Origin of the sequence: Dyadobacter flavalbus (assembly GCF_006149045.1) — a bacterium.
Lineage (GTDB): Bacteria > Bacteroidota > Bacteroidia > Cytophagales > Spirosomataceae > Dyadobacter > Dyadobacter flavalbus.
Genome location: NZ_VBSN01000073.1, coordinates 1 through 17,315, shown reverse-complemented (window position 1 = coordinate 17,315; position 17,315 = coordinate 1). Strand labels below are relative to the sequence as shown.

Below are 17,315 nucleotides of genomic sequence, written 5' to 3'. Positions count from 1 at the left end.
TTGGAGTGAAGTTGCTTTTGATCAAAAACGAATATTCATTTTAAACATAAAACATATGCGCGCCTGCTGCCGAATTATTCTGGTACTTTTTGTTTACGCCGCATGCATCCATGTTTCACGGGCCGAACAGCCGGAGACATTGAAAATCGGAGCCCAGGCGCCGGATTTTAACCTGACGGGCATTGACGGTAAAAAATATACCCTGAAAACGTTTGCCGCTTCTCCGGTTCTTGCCATTGTATTTACCTGCAACCATTGCCCTACGGCGCAGGCTTACGAAGAAAGGATCAAGAAACTGACCTCCGATTTCAAGGCGAGCAAAGTGGCCGTTGTGGCCATTTCGTCCAACGACCCGAAAGCGATCCGCCTGGATGAACTTGGTTATACGGACCTCAGCGACACCTACGAAGAAATGAAAGTGCGGGCAAAAGACATGGCCTATAATTTCCCGTACCTTTTCGACGGCGACGATCAGAAAACGGCTTTGGCTTACGGCCCGGTTGCCACGCCGCATATCTTCATTTTTGACAAAGACAGAAAACTGCAGTACAACGGAAGGATCGATGACGTGGAAAAACCAACGGGTACGCCTAAAAATACGGATGCCAGAAATGCAATAGAAGCGCTGTTGGCCGGAAAACCCGTTCCGGTTCCCACGACCAAAACCTTCGGCTGTTCCATGAAATGGATTTCAAAGGAGCATGGCGTGCAGGACGAGCAGGCAGCCTGGGCCAAAGAACCCGTGACGCTTGAATCCATTGACGAAGCCGGGCTGAAAGAACTGATCCAGAACAAATCCGACAAACTGAGGCTGATCAACGTGTGGGCAACCTGGTGCGGGCCGTGCGTAACCGAGTTTCCTGATTTTATGACCATGCACCATATGTACCGCCAGCGTGACTTCGAATTTATTTCCATCAGTGCCGATAATCCGGATAAAAAAGCTAAAGCGCTCAAATTCCTTCAGGGGAAATTTGCTTCCAACAAGAATTACATTTTCAGTGTGGAAGACAAATACAAACTGATTGAGGCCGTGGACCCGAAATGGCAGGGCGCTTTGCCTTATACGCTGCTCGTGGAGCCGGGCGGTAAAATCGTTTATGCCAAACAAGGGCCGATCGATCCGCATCAAATGAAAAAACTGATCGTGGAAAATAAGTATGTAGGCAGATATTACTGAGCTGCAAATCTGTTTTGTAAAAAACTTTTAACCTGTAAAAATGAACAGTCAAGAAATTTCAAGACGTGCGTTCTTGGGCAAAGCGGCATTGGCGGCAACCGGGATTGCACTTGTTTCCGTACCGACATTCGGAATGCCTGCGTACATCAAACGGCTCGGCAAGCCCAACTCCTTGTTTAACGGCGTACAGATCGGAGCCATTACGTATTCATGGCGCAGCCTGCCGGGAAGTGCCGAGGACATTCTGAAATACTGCATCGACTGCAACGTCAGCGCGATTGAACTCATGGGCCCGACTGCCGAACTGTTTGCCGGTGCGCCGGAAGCACCGCCACGCCCGAATATGGCGCCTGCTGCCAATGGCCAGCGCCCGGAACTGACACCCGAACAAAAAGCAGCGCAGGCAGAACATATGGCCAAAATGGCGGAATGGCGCGCAAAAGTGCCGATGGACAAATTTGTTCAGCTGCGGAAGATGTACAACGATGCCGGCGTAAGCATCTATGCGTTCAAACCGTCGGCACTGGGCGTCAACAATACCGATATAGAGGCGGATTATGCTTTTCGTGCTGCAAAAGCGCTTGGCGCAAACCAGGCCAATATTGAACTGCCGACCGATCCGGCGCAGACCAAACGACTTGGCGATATTGCTGCCAGAAACAAGGTTTATGTCGGCTATCACGGTCATACGCAGCAAACGCCGACCTGGTGGGACATGGCGCTTGGACAGTCCAAATACAACGCCATGAATTTTGATATGGGGCATTACGTAGCAGCCGGCTTTGATCCGATCCCGCTGATTGAAACCAAGCACGAGCATATCGTCAGCATGCACGTTAAAGACAGGAAATCAAAGGAAAACGGCGGCGCAAACCTGCCCTGGGGACAAGGCGACACGCCAATTACGGCGGCACTCGAACTCATGCGTGCCAGAAAATACAAATTCCCGGCAACCATAGAACTGGAATATGAAATACCCGCCGGTTCCGATGCCGTGAAGGAAACCGCAAAATGTGTGGAATACGCACGCAAGGCATTGGGTGCATAGATTTCAATTTGTCTGCATGGTTTTCTTCAAAATCGTGCAGACAAATACATGGATACAGAATTTCCATTTATTACAATTTAAATCAAAGCGGCCAGTTCGCATAAACTGCGGATTACAGCCAAGTAAAATGATGCGCCGGTTGTATTTTATAGAAAACAGCAACCAAACATGTGCAATCCATGCAGCGCAGAACTTTTATAAAAAATACGGGAATGATGGTTGCAGCCGGTGCCGCTGTTACTTCGCCTTTTAACTTTCCGAATCCTGAGGCCAAGAACAAGCTGCCCAAATGGAAGGGATTCAACCTGCTCGATTTTTTCTCGCCCGATCCTTCGTCAGGCCGCAAGGCTACGACCGAAGAGCAATTCAAATGGATGAGCGACTGGGGATTTGATTTTGTAAGAATCCCGATGGCATATCCGGCCTATCTGAAATTTGACCGCAGCCGCAACATTACGCCGGAAGAAGTTTATCAGATTGATGAACAGGCTGTGGAGCGCATCGACAAGCTTGTCTCTGCCGCGCACAAGTATAATATGCACGTCAGCCTGAACCTTCACAGGGCGCCGGGTTACTGTGTAAATGCAGGATTTAACGAGCCTTACAATCTCTGGACCGACCAGAAAGCACTGGATGCATTCTGTTTTCACTGGAACATGTGGGCAAAAAGATACAGGAACGTTTCTTCCAAAAAGATCAGTTTTGACCTGCTCAACGAGCCGAGTATGCGCGAGGATATGAACGATCAGCATTCCAAAAGAACATCGGTGCCGGGTGAAACGTACCGGAAACTTGCATTAGCTGCTTCGGAAGCAATACGCAGGGAAAATCCCATGCACCTGATCATTGCGGACGGAAACGACGTCGGGACTTCCGTTATTCCTGAAATTGCCGATCTGGACATTGCCCAGAGCTGCCGCGGGTATCATCCGGGCATTATTTCACATTACAAGGCGCCGTGGGCGATGAAGGATACGGAAAACATTCCGGAACCAAAATGGCCGGGACAGGTCGGTGACCAGTACCTCAGCCGCGCCATGCTCGAAAAGTTTTACAAACCCTGGATTGAACTGGTGCAAAAAGGCGTTGGCGTGCATTGCGGCGAATGCGGCTGCTGGAACAAAACGCCGCATGCCGTTTTTCTGGCCTGGTTTGGCGATGTGCTGGATATTCTGACTTCCAACGGAATCGGGTTTTCACTCTGGGAATTTGCCGGAGATTTCGGTGTGCTGGATTCCAGGCGTGAAGATGTCCGTTACGAAGACTGGCACGGGCACAAGCTGGACCGCAAGCTGCTGACGTTGCTGATGAAGTATTGACTTTGGACAGTTTGGGATAAAGGGAATTAGATGGGCATAATGTGATTTGTCATTTGTAGTCATTTTTAGTCACTTATCGTCATGGATTGATCCATATGTGGTTTGCGGCTTTTAGGCGGGCTTTGTTTTTGCCCGTTATAATATTGGAAAATATTTGAACCGGACACTTATTTCAGTTCGGCAAGTAAGGTGTGGAAGTTGAGGGGTTTGGTGTACATTTCTACGGTGCCGTCGGGCAGGAAGTTCCATTTTTCTTTTGGCCGGTCCCAGTAAAGTTCCACGCCGTTATTGTCCGGATCGTTGAGATACAATGCTTCGGAAACGCCGTGATCGCTGGCGCCGGAAAGCGGGTACCCGGCTTTTTGCAGCCTGTCAAAAATAATGGCCAAATCCTTTCTGGTGGGGTAAAGTATGGCCGTATGAAACAACCCGACGCCGTACTGGGAAGCGGCGGGAGCACCTTTGCTGTACCACGTATTCAGTCCGATATGGTGATGATAACCGCCGGCCGATATAAAAGCGGCCTGTTCTCCGTACCGCGCCATGATCTCGAAACCCAGCAGTCCGCAGTAAAAATGGAGCGATCTTTCCAGGTCGGCTACTTTCAGATGCACATGTCCGATTTGCGTTTGTGCCGGCACTTTGTAGTTTTCCAGTTCCATAAGAAGGTTTATTATTCAGTGTTTGACAATGAATTTACAGGATGTTGCGGTAAATAATTCCCGGTTACGTCTTTACAAATAAATCATCTTTCAACCAGATATCAAACGAATGAAGCGCCGAGAAGCACTGTCGTCTATTTTAGCCATTTCCAGTGCGGAGTTACTGCCTGCCAAAACGACCCGGAACAAAGAGCAGCCATTTATATATGCGCTCAACATGAGTACCCTCCGCGGGCATCAGCTGGGATTCAGAAAAGAGCTGGAAGTGGCGGCCAAAGCAGGATACGGATCTGTTGAAATCTGGGTCAATACCTTGCAGGATTTTATGAAAACAGGTGCCACGCTTGCGGAAGCCAAACGCATTATTGATGATCTGGGATTGAAAGTGGAAGATGCGATCGGGTTTGCCACGTGGATTGTGGATGACGAAACGGCGCGGGCAAAAGCCATTGACCAATTGAAAATGGAAATGGAACAACTTGCGCAGATCGGATGTCCGCGCATAGCAGCTCCGCCGATGGGCGCCACAACCGGCGATTCGCTTGATCTGGCCAGAGTGGCGGAACGGTACCGTACGATTCTGGAACTTGGTGATAAAACCGGCGTAGTACCGCATCTGGAACTCTGGGGATTTTCCAAAAACCTGAGCCGGGTAGGGGAAATCCTGTACGTTGCCGTTGAATCCGGCCATCCTTCCGCACGGCTGTTAATGGACGTTTATCATCTACACAAAGGCGGTTCGGGAAGCGAAAGCGTGAAAGCCGTCGGCAAGCCGTTGATTGAAATATTCCACATCAACGATTACCCGGCAACGCCTGCGCGCGAAGCCATTACGGATGCCGACCGGGTTTATGCCGGAGACGGCGTGGCCCCGCTCAAAGAGCTGATGAAGACGCTCGTAAATCCTGCAAGGCCCGTTATCTTGTCCTTTGAGGTATTTAATAAAAATTACTATGCACAGGATGCACTGGTAGTGGCAAAGACCGGACTGGCCAAAATGAAGAAGGTAACGGAAGGGATTTCCTGAAAACAAATGCTGCCTGTCTGTAATCATTTTCGTCAATTGCCTGTTTCCTGGTTGGGAACAGGCAATTGGCTTTTTTGTACAAGGTTTTTAACAGACTTATTGAATCGAATATGAGTGAAGTAAAATTTAATCTGGATTCTAGCAGGCGCGGGGCTTTTTACATCGAGGAAAACCATAAAAAAGCAGGAGAAATGGTGGTTGGCCTCAGTGAAAGTGCGCTGACGGTTTATCATACCGAAGTCGTCCCCGAAATGGAAGGAAAAGGGCTGGCCAAACAGATGCTGGATGAAATGGTCCGTTACGCCAGAACACATGATCTGCAGGTTGTTCCCTTGTGTGAATACGTGCATGTGCAGTTCAAGCGGCATCCGGACGAGTACAAGGATGTTTGGAAAAAGTAACCCGTTTGTAAAACAACGGGTTATTTTTTGTCCGGTTTCGGAAGGTATACGATAAAAGTGGAGCCTTTTCCGAGTTCGCTTCGGGCTGTGATGTGACCGTAATGGTTCTGAACTACTTTTTTGCACAATGCCAGTCCGATGCCGGAACCTGAAAACTCGCCTCTTCCGTGCAGGCGCTGAAACATCTGAAAGATCCGGTCCAGAAATTTTTCATCAAATCCGATTCCGTTGTCGCTGATTTCGAGGCAGGTATAGGAATGTGCTGCAAGTATTTTCGGAACAGAAGCCATTTCTGACTCATCTGCGTCATGAGCGCTGATTTTAATAACAGAAACCTGATCGCGCTGCCTGTATTTGATGGCATTGCTGATGAGATTCTGTAAAAGCTGTGTAAGCTGCGGCCGGTTTCCCCATACTTCCGGCATGGGTTCCACCGTCACCTGAGTTCCCTGTTCCTGAATCGAGATTTCCAGATCGGCCAGCACTGCGCTTACTGTTTTATCCAACGGTACGGCTTCAAATTCGACTTCACGCGTTGTAAGCCGGGAATAAGTCAGCAGGTCGTCAATCATCATGGACATTCGTTTGGATGCGTCCTGAATGCGGCCCAGCATGAAAACGCCGTTTTCATCGAGTTGCTTTGTATATATGCTTTGCAGACGGGAACTGAAAGACTGTATTTTCCTTAGCGGTTCCTGCATGTCGTGACTGGCAGCATAGGCAAACTGTTGCAGATTATTATTGGAATTGATCAGTTCTGCATTGGCCCTGTGCAGTTCTTCGGTCCGCTGCTGGACCCTTCTTTCCAGTTCACTGGCAAGCTGCCTGTAACGTTCCTCGCTTTTTTCAAGCGCCTGCAAGGATTTTACCTGTTCTGTTACGTCCACCGCCATGTCCAGAATGGCGTAAATTTCCCCTTCTGAATTCCGGAGCGGCTTGTAAGTATAATCGTAATAGAACGTTTGCAGAACGCCGTCAATAACAATATCTCCGCGTGCACCTTTTTCGGAATGGGCTTCTCCAGTCTGGAAAATTTTGTCAAGTATACCCAGAAATGGCTGTCCTTCCAGCTCGGGCAATGCTTCGCGCAACGGCTTTCCGATAACGGAATTCCCCTTTCCCCATAATTTCAGCATGGCTTCGTTGGGAATGTCAATGATCATATCTTTTCCGACATAAAGCGTCGTGGCCACAGGTGCCTGCTCGATCAAAGTCCGCAGGTGTTCTTCACTGGTCTTGATTTTCTGTTCCGACTCGATCCGGTCTGTCATATCCATGACAATGCCGGATAGCGAGATGGCTCTGCCCGCACTGTCATAAAAATTTCTTCCGATTACCCGGATCCAGTGCACCGATCCGTTGTCCCAGATAAAACGCGCCTCATACCTGAGTTCGCCGGTCTGCTCTGCTTCTGCATAGGCGTCCAGCCGCGTCTGTACATCATCCGGATGAATGTGGTCTATGAATACATCCCGCGTGATCTGTTTATTTTCAGTGCCTGTCAGTATTCGGGCCATGGTCGGAGAATAGATGATTTCATCCGAATTCAGCGTGATAAAAAAGGAACCGGCACCGGAGCCTTCTATGGTCATGGCAGCCTGCTGGTCTGCCCACAGGATTTTCTGCTGGGTAGCAACTTCATCCGTAATGTCCCGGCTCACACCCGCAAAGCGGTAAGGCTGGTTAAAATTATTAAAATAGGCTTTTCCTTTACAATGAAGCCAGCGCAGTATCCCGTCGGTTGCACCGATTGTTCTGTAACGAACGTCATAATCCCTTTTCAGCTCGGGGTCCAGCGCCTTTGCAACTGCTGTCATTACCCATTCCCGGTCTTCGGGATGAATGTATTTGAGTACTTTTTCATAGCTCAGAAATTCATCGGCAGGATTTCCGTACAGTTCAAGACAGCGTTCGTCAAAGAGCAGCATTTTGGTATCCGGGTCCAGGTTCCATGTTCCCAGATTGGCAGCCAGCATGGCGAATTTCAGGTTTTCCTCACTTTCCTTATGCGCCTGCTCGGATTTCAGCTGTTCGGTAATATCCATCATGGATCCGACCATCCGGATCGGCTTGCCGTTGGACTGAATGGTGTAACCCCGGTCATGCACATGGGCGTACGAGCCGTCGGCGCGCCTGAATCGATAGAAATCCGACCAGTTTGCCTGGCCTTGGTCAATGACGGAGTAAATTTTCCTGATGACCTTATCCTGATCGTCCGGATGGATCCTGTCGAACCAGGAATCCGGTCCTGTACTGATCTGGGCGGGGTCATATCCAAAGATATGGTGCATACCGTCGTTCCACCAAACGGTACTTTTTTCAAGATCCCAGTCCCATATTACATCGTGTGTGGCTTTTGCAACCAGTTCAAATCTTTCGATAGCGACCAGCAGATCATGCTCATGGCCGTTGATTGTTTCGGTTAGTTTCATTTAAAAATGATCTGCATATACTTTGGCTTGTATAATCTGTAACAAACGCGGGACAAACAATTATTTTCAGTAAAAATACTGATATTAATTATAATGCATATACCGGGCACATATAGTAAAGTTTTAAACCGGAAGACTTTTATGATCTAAGAAAATTTTCTTTTGCTAACCATAGGAGCCCATGAAATTGAAAATGCCTGAATCTGTTGTCTTTGCCGTTTTTTCGGTAGTAATGAGCTGCATAACTTTTCCTGCCCAATCGCAAGTTGCGCTTTTTGACGGCAAGACGTTCAACGGCTGGGAAGGCGATACGGTAAAAACGTGGAAAATTGTTGATCAGGCACTTACGGGCGGATCTTTAACGGAAACGGTTCCGCACAATGAGTTCATCTGTACCCGCAAAAGCTACGCCAATTATATCTTAAAACTAAAATTCAAATTTTCCGGTACAGAAGGTTTTATCAACGGCGGCGTTCAGTTTCACAGCGTAAGAGCCAAGGATCCAGCCTATGAAATGATCGGATACCAGGCAGATCTGGGAAATGGTTACTGGGCTAGCCTTTACGATGAATCCAGAAGAAACAAAACGCTGATCGGGCCGGACTCTGCAACGGTCAGAAAAGTCCTGAAAGCCAATGAATGGAACGATTACGAAATAAGAAGCGAAAACGGCCGCATTCGTATCTTTCTTAACGGCACACAAACCGTGGATTACACAGAACCGGACAAATCCGTTCCGCAGAAAGGACTGATTGCCCTTCAGGTTCACGGCGGAGGAAAAGCCCTCATTGCATACAAAGACATCTACATTAAAGAACTCTGAAAATTCATTTTCACATCACCGGAACATTTCACGTTTTACAAAAAGCATCTCACTGCAGACATTAACGCCAGCATCCGAGCATCCGGCGGATCACCACTATTTCAGCCGTATGATACGCATTGTGGTCTGCGATCAGCATGGCCTCGCGCAAAATCGTCTGGCCGTCGCCCCATTCAATCGGACTGAACAAGTCTGTCTGTTCATCATGAAGAAGGTCAAGAAAACGCTGACGGTCCTGTTTGATTTCATTCAAGGCATTTTCCCACGTTTTATCGTTAATATTTTCCACCGGTTCTGTCCAGTAATCGTCCGGCCACGCCAGTTTTTCATGATCTTCGGAAACACAGAAATCAAGAATATCCTTCTGCGCAATCCGGATGTGTTCAATGAGCTGCCAGATACTGTAAGGAAGGTTTTCTGGGATTATGGTGCGCATGTTTGCAGGAAGCCCGGAAACGGCATCTTCCATGGAAACGTGTGCATTTCCTTTTTCAATCAAAAATACCAGTTCGCTGATTAATTTTTGTTGCTGATCATTTTCCATCGCATTTATGCTTATTTTAGTTTACTGTTATTGTTCACACATCCGGCCATTTCCATCATGAATCCTCACCGCAGGCATTTTATCAAAAGCGTTACGGCTGCTTCGGCGTTGCTGGCTACCGAAAGCATTGCCAAGCCTTTCAGCATTATCAAGGATTTCAAAAAAATCAGTCCCAATGATAAAATCCGGTTTGCAACGATCGGAATGGGCATTCAGGGACACAGTGATACAAACGCCGCTTTGCGGGGAACGCCGGATGCGGAATTTGTGGCAGCAGCGGATCTGTACGACGGCCGGCTTACGCGTGTGAAAGAACTGTTTGGAAAAGACATTTTTACAACCCGCGATTACCGCCAGATTCTGGAAAGAAAAGACATTGACGCCGTACTCGTCGTGACGCCGGACCATTGGCATGACCACATCACCAAAGCGTCACTTGCAGCCGGAAAGCATGTGTATTGTGAAAAGCCCATGGTGCATCATATTCAGGAAGGGCCGTCTGTGATCGAAGCCTGGAAAAAATCCGGTAAAACCATGCAGATCGGCAGCCAGAGCATCAGTTCGGCGGCGTTTAAAGAAGTGAAAAGATTGTATCAGGCGGGCGAAATCGGTGAAATCAATTATGTAGAATCCAATAATGACCGCTTCAATGCCATCGGCGCATGGAATTACTCCATTCCGACGGACGCTTCCACAAAAACGCTGGACTGGGACACTTTTCTGGGCGATGCGCCCAAAGTGCCGTTTGATGCCAAACGTTTTTTCAGATGGCGCAATTACAGAGATTACGGTACGGGCGTTGCAGGCGACTTGTATGTGCACTTGATTACCGGTGTTCATTTCGTGACCAATTCACTGGGGCCCGAGCGCATTTTTTCCTCCGGCGGTCTGAGTTACTGGAAGGATGGCCGCGATGTTCCCGATGTAATGGTTTCCATACTGGATTATCCCAAAACAGCAGTTAACGCCAGTTTTCAGATGGTACTGCGGGTGAATTTTGCGAATGCAGGCGCCATTGTCAACAACACAAGAATCATAGGAACTGAGGGACAGCTGGAATTTACGGAAGACCATTTGGTTCTGACAAAGAAAAAACTGCCTGAAGCGCCGGGCTTCGGCGGGTACGACAGCTACAACACTTTTTCTGTAAGCGAGCAAAAAGAATTCAAAAAGCAGTATGAAGCGCAGTTCCCCCAGGAAACCCGCAAGGCAGAGCCCGTAAAGGAAATAAGATTCGAAGCGCCGAAAGACGATGACCCACATGCCAGTCACTTTCGTGATTTCTTTGAGAATGTGAAAAAAGGCAGCCTCGGCACCGTTGAAGATCCCGTTTTTGGCTACCGTGCCGCTGCGCCGGTACTGGCGTGCAATGAAAGCTATTTTTCCAAAAAAGTAATTCACTGGGATCCCGTGGAGATGAAACTGAAGAAAAAATAAGCAGTTACAGCTGGTTGTGTGCAGTACAAAATCATGGCTGGCATCCATATTCGCGCAATATACAGGAAGTAGAAAATCCCGCGCCGGAAACTTTATACGGTCAGAAACAAAATCCATTACACCAATAATGAAATCTGTCGTATTCTCCTGCCTGTTTTTTGTAACATCCGTCTGCACATTTGCACAGTCCGGCAAAGTGCTGGACAATTTATCGCTTCCGAGCAAGCTGTTAAAATCGGAAAGAAAGTTCGCCATTTACCTGCCTCCCGATTATGCGACTTCTGAAAGAAGTTATCCGGTACTTTACCTTTTACACGGTGCCGGTGATAATCATACAGGCTGGGTACAGTTTGGCGAAGTGCTGAATATTGCGGACAAGGCCATTCGTGAAGGCACGGCAACGCCGATGATCATTGTCATGCCCGATGCAGATACCGGATGAAGAGGCTATTTCAACGATGTAAAAGGCGACTGGCCGTACGAAGACTTCTTTTTCCAAGAGCTGATGCCGTTTGTGGAAAAGAAATACCGGATCAAAGGAGAAAAAAAGTACCGCGCCGTTGCCGGGCTTTCTATGGGCGGAGGCGGCAGCTTCATGTATGCCCTGCATCATCCCGAACTGTTTTCATCCGCCTGTCCGCTGAGTGCATCCACCGGTCCGATTACATTGGAAGATGCGAAAAAGAACCTGCTCAGGAACAATCCGAACGTGCAGGATTCAACCGTTGCTTCGTATTACAACAGGCATAGCGCACTGGCGCTGATCAATAGCATGCCGGATGACCAGAAAAAAGCAGTGCGCTGGTTTATAGACTGCGGTGATGATGACTTTCTGTACGAAGGAAACAGCCTGGTGCACATTGCACTCCGCAAAAAGGAAATCCCGCACGAGTTCCGTATCCGCGACGGTGCGCATAACTGGACTTACTGGCGTGCTTCGCTGCCCACGGTGCTGGAATTTGTATCGCAGGCATTTCATCAATATTGATTACGCATGGACAAAGAGCTACTTCCGGGCATCAGACAGTTTGATCTTACCGGAAAAACGGCAGTTATCACGGGCGGTTCCAAAGGGCTCGGCTTTGCGATGGCAGCCGGGCTGGCTTCTGCCGGAGCCGATATAATGCTGGTAAACCGCAATGCCGCAGAAGGGCAGGCGAGTGCGGCCGCACTCGGCAAACCGTATGATACGCGGATCGTTTCTTTTGCAGCCGACATCACGAATGTGGAAGAAGCGGATGGCATGGCTGCATTCGCCGCAGAAACTTTCGGGAAAATTGATATTCTGATCAACAGTGCCGGTATCAACATCCGCGGTGCAATTGATGTACTTTCTCCGGCGGATTTCAATCAGGTGATGAATGTGAATGTAAACGGCACATGGCTTTCCTCACGTGCCGTTACGCCTTATATGAAGCTGCAGAAAAGCGGCAGGATCATTAATCTGGCCAGTACGCTCGGGCTGGTCGGGCTGGAAAACCGCACACCTTACACTTCCAGCAAAGGAGCCGTTGTACAGATGACGCGCGCGCTGGCGCTGGAACTTGCCCCGTTCAACATTCTGGTCAATGCAATTTGTCCGGGCCCTTTCCTTACCGAAATGAACCTTCCGATTGCAGACAGCGACGAAGCCAGGAAAATCCTGAACACAACGGCACTTCAGCGCTGGGGCAATTTACGGGAAATCCAGGGCGCCGCCATCTTTCTTTCCAGTGATGCGGCGAGTTATATGGTGGGTTCTATCCTTACGGTTGACGGCGGCTGGACTGCGCGCTGAATTGTAATTTTTCAGGAACTGCCAAATGAACACAAAAGCAGAAGTAACCTGAAATATATACAAATATTTTAAAATGTAAATATTTCTTCTTTAAATATAATAAAATAATAAAGTTTGTGGTTATTAAGACAGCATGACAGATTTGGCTTTGTTCAGGGATTTGAAAGTGGAAAGCGGTGACGGAATTGATAAAATCAACTTAAGTCTATTAATCATATTATTTTATTGCTCCTTATCATTGTACAAGCATTATTCGTTGTTGTATATTGGTTCTTTTCTAAGAAAACATATTCAGAAAACGTGAATGCTTGTTTATGTAAATAATTTCATATCTTTTTGTACAGATGGATCATTGCAATCCAGATCCGATCTGAGCCGGGAATTTTCAGAATAAGGTTCAAATCACACTTAATTTCCTTTTTTTTATTACAAAAATTTTTCCGGCAATAACTGCGGCTCCGGCAGAATTGGACATTTCGTTTTTTTAGTTTAATTAATTGTGTAAAATAGACACTAAACCTTTATGAAGCCTACATGACAAAACAAAGTGAACAATGGTAAGAATAGGATTTTTTTAATTTTTATTATTTTTTAACTATTTACAATTAAGCAATTGATCTATGGGGATTTTTAAAACCAGCAGGGACCGGACCTTAACCCGGTACTTATTTTCGCTTTTAATGACCATGTGTGTCATGACCGCAGCATTTGCTCAGGATGTTACGGTAAAAGGGAAAGTAAATGATGAGCAAGGGCAGGGATTGCCGGGAGTAAGTGTGGTAGTAAAAGGAACTTCTGTCGGCACGGTTACCGATCTGGAAGGTAACTATACCTTGAATTCGCCCGGAACAAGTACCCTTGTGTTTTCCTTTATTGGTTACGTTACACAGGAAATACCCTTGGGCAATAAGACCAATCTGGATGTAAAAATGCTTTCCGATACCAAAGCCCTTGAAGAAGTAGTGGTTGTGGGTTACGGTACAGCCAAGAAGGCAACGCTTACCGGCTCGGTTACAGCTGTAAAAGGAGCGGAGCTTCAGAAAGCGCCTGCTGCCAACCTTTCCAACACGCTGGGCGGTCGTCTTCCGGGCGTTTCTGCCGTACAGTCCAGCGGTGAGCCGGGTTATGACGGATCGGCAATCCGTATTCGTGGAACTAACTCGCTGGGTAACAGCAATGCACTGATCGTTGTGGATGGCGTTCCCAACCGTAGCGGCGGTCTGGACCGTATCAATCCGGCCGACATTGAAAGTATTTCCGTTCTGAAAGATGCTGCGGCTGCTATTTATGGTTCGCGTGCAGGAAACGGTGTAATACTGATCACCACCAAGCGTGGAAAATCAGGCAAGCCGCAATTGGCTTATGACCTTAACCTTGGAATGTCGCAGCCAACCCGCACACCAACCATGTCAAACGCACGTGAGTACGCTACAATCCGTAACGAGTTGCAGATTTACGACAACCTTCCGGTCGGACAGTGGGGAAATGCATTGCAGGGCTTCAATACAAACGGATCCTATACAAGAACGGACAACGGAAACGTACTGAGCGCGGTTTTTACTCCGGATGACATCAATAAATTTACCAATGGATCGGATCCTTTGCTGCACCCGAATACAGACTGGTACGGTTCGGTAATCCGGAAATGGGCACCGCAGCAACGTCACAATCTTCAGTTGACGGGCGGAAGCGAAAATATCAGATATCTGGCGTCGCTTGGACACATCAATCAGGAGGGAAATTATATCAACTCCGCAACAGGTTACAAGCAGTATGACATGCGTGTCAATCTGGATACCAAAATCAACAAATATGTAAATGCAAATCTTGGAGTAGCTCTACGTGAAGAAGACCGCCGCTTCCCGAATGGCGGTGGCGCAGGCGATATTTTCCGTATGCTGATGCGCGGAAAGCCGACTGAAATCGCCATCTGGCCAGACGGACGTCCGGGCCCGGATATTGAAAACGGACAAAACCCGGCCGTGATTACGACCAATACAACCGGTTACAACAATGACAAAAGGGATTATATCCAGACCAATGGAACGCTGGAAATCCTTGTTCCGGGTGTAAACGGATTGAAAGTAACTGCCATGGCTGCAGTGGATAAGCAGGTACGTCGTCAGAAATCGTTCCAGAAACCGTGGACATTGTATTACTGGGACAAAACATCCTTTGAAGCAGACGGCACCAGCCCGCTGCTGACAGGTTCTGTACGCTCTACTTTCAATGATCCGCGTCTGACGGAAACGGCATCTCAGGAATTATCGATACAGCTTACAGGCCAGGTTTCCTATGAGAAATCAATCGGATCGCACAATTTCAATGTAATGGCTGGTATCCAGCGTGAAAAAGTGGATGCCGACGGTTTCTTTGCATACCGCCGCTACTTTGTGTCACCCATCGTGGATCAGTTGTTTGCCGGCGGAACGCCTGAGCAGAATATCGGAAACTCGGGAACGGCTACATTGAACGGTACAACCCTTAACAACACAGATCTTTATCAGCGTGCCCGTTTGAGCTATTTCGGTCGTGCAGGTTACAACTTCAAAGAAAAGTATCTTGCTGAATTCCTGTGGCGTGTAGACGGTTCTTACGTGTTTCCAAAAGACGGCCGTTTCGGTTTCTTCCCGGGTATTTCTGCCGGATGGAGAATTTCGGAAGAAGGTTTCTGGAAAAACAACATCAATTTCCTGAACAACGTGAAACTGCGCGGATCGTGGGGACAGATGGGAGCGGAGCCTTATTTCCTTGGAACCGAAATCCTTGCTGAGTACCAGTATCTTTCTACAATGGGATTTGGCCAGTACGTGATCAACGATCAGGTTGCCAAAACGCTTCTTGAGTCGCGTGTTGCAAACAACAGCTTTACCTGGGAAGTAGCAAACAACAGCAACTTCGGTATTGAAGGAACACTGTTCCGCGACAAGGTTTACTTTGAGTTTGACTACTTTGTAAACAACCGTTCCAATATCCTGATTCCGAAAACCGGTTCTACGCCTTCATCTGCGGGTATCGACGGAAAACTTCCTCCCCAGAACCTTGGAAAACTGCAGAACAAAGGATGGGAATTCAAAATCGGATATGACGGAAGCATAAATGACTTTACTTACTCTGTAAGTGTAAACGGAGGCTATGCCAAAAACCAGATCAAATTCTGGGATGAAACGCCGGGTAACCCGCCATATCAGCAAACTACCGGCATGCCTTACAATTCATTCCTGGCTTATCAGTACGACGGTGTTTTCAAAGATCAGGCTGAAATTGATGCCAACACCATTGATTACAGCGCTATTGCAGGATCGCTTCGTCCCGGCGATATGAAGTTCAAGGACATCGGCGGCCCGGGCCCTGATTTCAAACCGGATGGCAAAATTACGGCTGATGACAGACTTCGTTCTGACAAAACCAACCGTCCGCGTTTCACAGGAGGTGCGAACTTCAACTTCGGATACAAAGCTTTTGACCTGGCTATTTTGTTCCAGGGTACAATGGGCGGTCTTCAGTACATCGGTCAGACAGAATCCGGCGATATCGGAAACTTCCTGAAATATGCATACGATCACCGCTGGACCATTGATAATCCAAGTTCTGTAGATCCGCGTCTGGCCAACCGTAACAATACCTATTATACAAACAATGATATTGCCGGTGCCAACACTTATTTTATCAGAAGCAATAATTACCTGCGTCTTAAAAACATTGAGCTGGGCTATAACCTGCCTTCAGAAGTAGGAAGCAAGATCGGTTTGAGCAATCTGAGGATTTATGTTAACGGACTGAACCTTTTCACCATTGACAAGATCAAGATCTGGGATCCGGAATCCACTTCTTCAAATGGACAGTATTATCCTCAGTCAAGAGTTCTTAATGCAGGCGTACGTGTAACTTTCTAAGATCAAAACATGAAATTCAATTATAAGAATATATTATTTTTTGCATCACTGGCTACATTCGGGCTGGTGTCCTGCGACACGGATTTTCTGGACGTAACGCCTCCGAGCGAGATTGCAAGCGAGCAGGTCTGGACGGACGGCGCACTTTCCGAGGCATTTGTAACGGGTATTTACTCGGGTCTTCAGCAGGGTGGTTTCAGCGAGCAGATGCTGGCTTCACTCTCGGACGAAGCCGTCTTCACGCATACGGGCCGCAACATCAACACGGTCAACGAAGGAAGTCTGAGCCCTTCCAACCTGGGCTGGGTGGACGATACCTACGGATGGAGCCCGATGTACCAGCGTATCCGCTCGACCAACATCGCGATCCAGAACCTGAAAACGGCCACTTTCACCGATGAGACACTGAAAAGCAGGCTGATGGGCGAAGCTTATTTCCTTCGTGCCTACTATTACCACCAGCTGGTGCGCTACTACGGCTCTGTTCCGCTGATCACCAAGGTATACGATTTGAACGAGGATTATGCCGTGGCCCGCAACACCTTTGAGGAATGCGTCAGCTTCATTGTAACCAATGCCGACAGTGCGGCCATGCTGCTGGAAGGCAAGACGCTGGTCAAAGGCCGTGCGACCAAAGAAGCGGCGCTGGCGCTTAAATCCCGTATCCTTCTGTATGCGGCCAGTGATTTGCACGACATCCCGACCGCAAAGGCCAAGTCCAGCGTAATTGCTGCTTATGCCAAGCCTGAGTTCCTGGGGTATCTTTCCG

13 protein-coding genes and 1 pseudogene are annotated in these 17,315 nt (G+C 48.0%); 11 read left to right on the top strand and 3 right to left on the bottom strand.

What is annotated here, in order from left to right; genetic code table 11:
- Nucleotides 1-55 precede the first annotated feature (55 nt).
- The 3 genes from FEM33_RS24275 to FEM33_RS24265 all read left to right on the top strand — a co-directional run bounded on the left by FEM33_RS24275 (nt 56) and on the right by FEM33_RS24265 (nt 3,547).
- The gene (locus tag FEM33_RS24275) at nt 56-1,180 is read left to right on the top strand and encodes a redoxin domain-containing protein (protein WP_139014566.1); all 1,125 of its coding nucleotides are present in this window, start codon (nt 56-58) and stop codon (nt 1,178-1,180) included.
- A gap of 40 nt (nt 1,181-1,220) precedes the next feature.
- The gene (locus FEM33_RS24270) at nt 1,221-2,228 is read left to right on the top strand and encodes a sugar phosphate isomerase/epimerase family protein (RefSeq protein ID WP_139014565.1); all 1,008 of its coding nucleotides are present in this window, start codon (nt 1,221-1,223) and stop codon (nt 2,226-2,228) included.
- Between the two features lie 179 nt (nt 2,229-2,407).
- Nucleotides 2,408-3,547, top strand: a complete 1,140-nt coding sequence (locus tag FEM33_RS24265) for a glycoside hydrolase family 5 protein (protein ID WP_139014564.1) — start codon at nt 2,408-2,410, stop codon at nt 3,545-3,547.
- Between the two features lie 167 nt (nt 3,548-3,714).
- On the opposite strand, the gene FEM33_RS24260 is transcribed toward FEM33_RS24265, so the two are convergent.
- The gene (locus FEM33_RS24260; RefSeq protein ID WP_139014563.1) at nt 3,715-4,209 is read right to left on the bottom strand and encodes a VOC family protein; all 495 of its coding nucleotides are present in this window, start codon (nt 4,207-4,209) and stop codon (nt 3,715-3,717) included.
- A 109-nt stretch (nt 4,210-4,318) separates the two neighbouring features.
- Between FEM33_RS24260 and FEM33_RS24255 the strand changes: the two genes are divergently transcribed.
- Together FEM33_RS24255 and FEM33_RS24250 are read left to right on the top strand one after the other, a co-directional pair.
- On the top strand, nt 4,319-5,236 hold the full coding sequence (locus FEM33_RS24255; RefSeq protein WP_139014562.1) for a sugar phosphate isomerase/epimerase family protein: 918 nt from the start codon (nt 4,319-4,321) through the stop codon (nt 5,234-5,236).
- Nucleotides 5,237-5,346: 110 nt separating this feature from the next.
- Nucleotides 5,347-5,637, top strand: a complete 291-nt coding sequence (locus FEM33_RS24250; protein ID WP_139014561.1) for a GNAT family N-acetyltransferase — start codon at nt 5,347-5,349, stop codon at nt 5,635-5,637.
- Between the two features lie 20 nt (nt 5,638-5,657).
- Here the strand turns inward: FEM33_RS24250 and FEM33_RS24245 are convergent, their stop codons facing one another.
- The gene (locus FEM33_RS24245) at nt 5,658-8,069 is read right to left on the bottom strand and encodes a PAS domain-containing sensor histidine kinase (protein ID WP_139014560.1); all 2,412 of its coding nucleotides are present in this window, start codon (nt 8,067-8,069) and stop codon (nt 5,658-5,660) included.
- Nucleotides 8,070-8,250: 181 nt separating this feature from the next.
- Here FEM33_RS24245 and FEM33_RS24240 point away from each other — a divergent pair, with 181 nt between their 5' ends.
- On the top strand, nt 8,251-8,892 hold the full coding sequence (locus FEM33_RS24240) for a 3-keto-disaccharide hydrolase (RefSeq protein ID WP_310588837.1): 642 nt from the start codon (nt 8,251-8,253) through the stop codon (nt 8,890-8,892).
- A 61-nt stretch (nt 8,893-8,953) separates the two neighbouring features.
- Here the strand turns inward: FEM33_RS24240 and FEM33_RS24235 are convergent, their stop codons facing one another.
- Entirely contained in the window at nt 8,954-9,436 is a 483-nt protein-coding gene (locus tag FEM33_RS24235; protein ID WP_139014559.1) for a DinB family protein, read from the bottom strand.
- Between the two features lie 57 nt (nt 9,437-9,493).
- Between FEM33_RS24235 and FEM33_RS24230 the strand changes: the two genes are divergently transcribed.
- From FEM33_RS24230 to FEM33_RS24210, 5 genes and pseudogenes are all read left to right on the top strand, one after another.
- On the top strand, nt 9,494-10,873 hold the full coding sequence (locus FEM33_RS24230) for a Gfo/Idh/MocA family protein (RefSeq protein WP_139014558.1): 1,380 nt from the start codon (nt 9,494-9,496) through the stop codon (nt 10,871-10,873).
- A gap of 127 nt (nt 10,874-11,000) precedes the next feature.
- A pseudogene (locus tag FEM33_RS24225) lies at nt 11,001-11,861 on the top strand (alpha/beta hydrolase).
- Nucleotides 11,862-11,867: 6 nt separating this feature from the next.
- Nucleotides 11,868-12,650, top strand: a complete 783-nt coding sequence (locus FEM33_RS24220; protein WP_139014557.1) for an SDR family NAD(P)-dependent oxidoreductase — start codon at nt 11,868-11,870, stop codon at nt 12,648-12,650.
- Nucleotides 12,651-13,345: 695 nt separating this feature from the next.
- Nucleotides 13,346-16,546, top strand: coding sequence for a SusC/RagA family TonB-linked outer membrane protein (locus tag FEM33_RS24215; protein WP_139014556.1), 3,201 nt, complete (start codon nt 13,346-13,348; stop codon nt 16,544-16,546).
- Between the two features lie 9 nt (nt 16,547-16,555).
- Nucleotides 16,556-17,315: RagB/SusD family nutrient uptake outer membrane protein (locus FEM33_RS24210; protein WP_201747836.1), on the top strand; the 760-nt coding region annotated here is incomplete at its 3' end.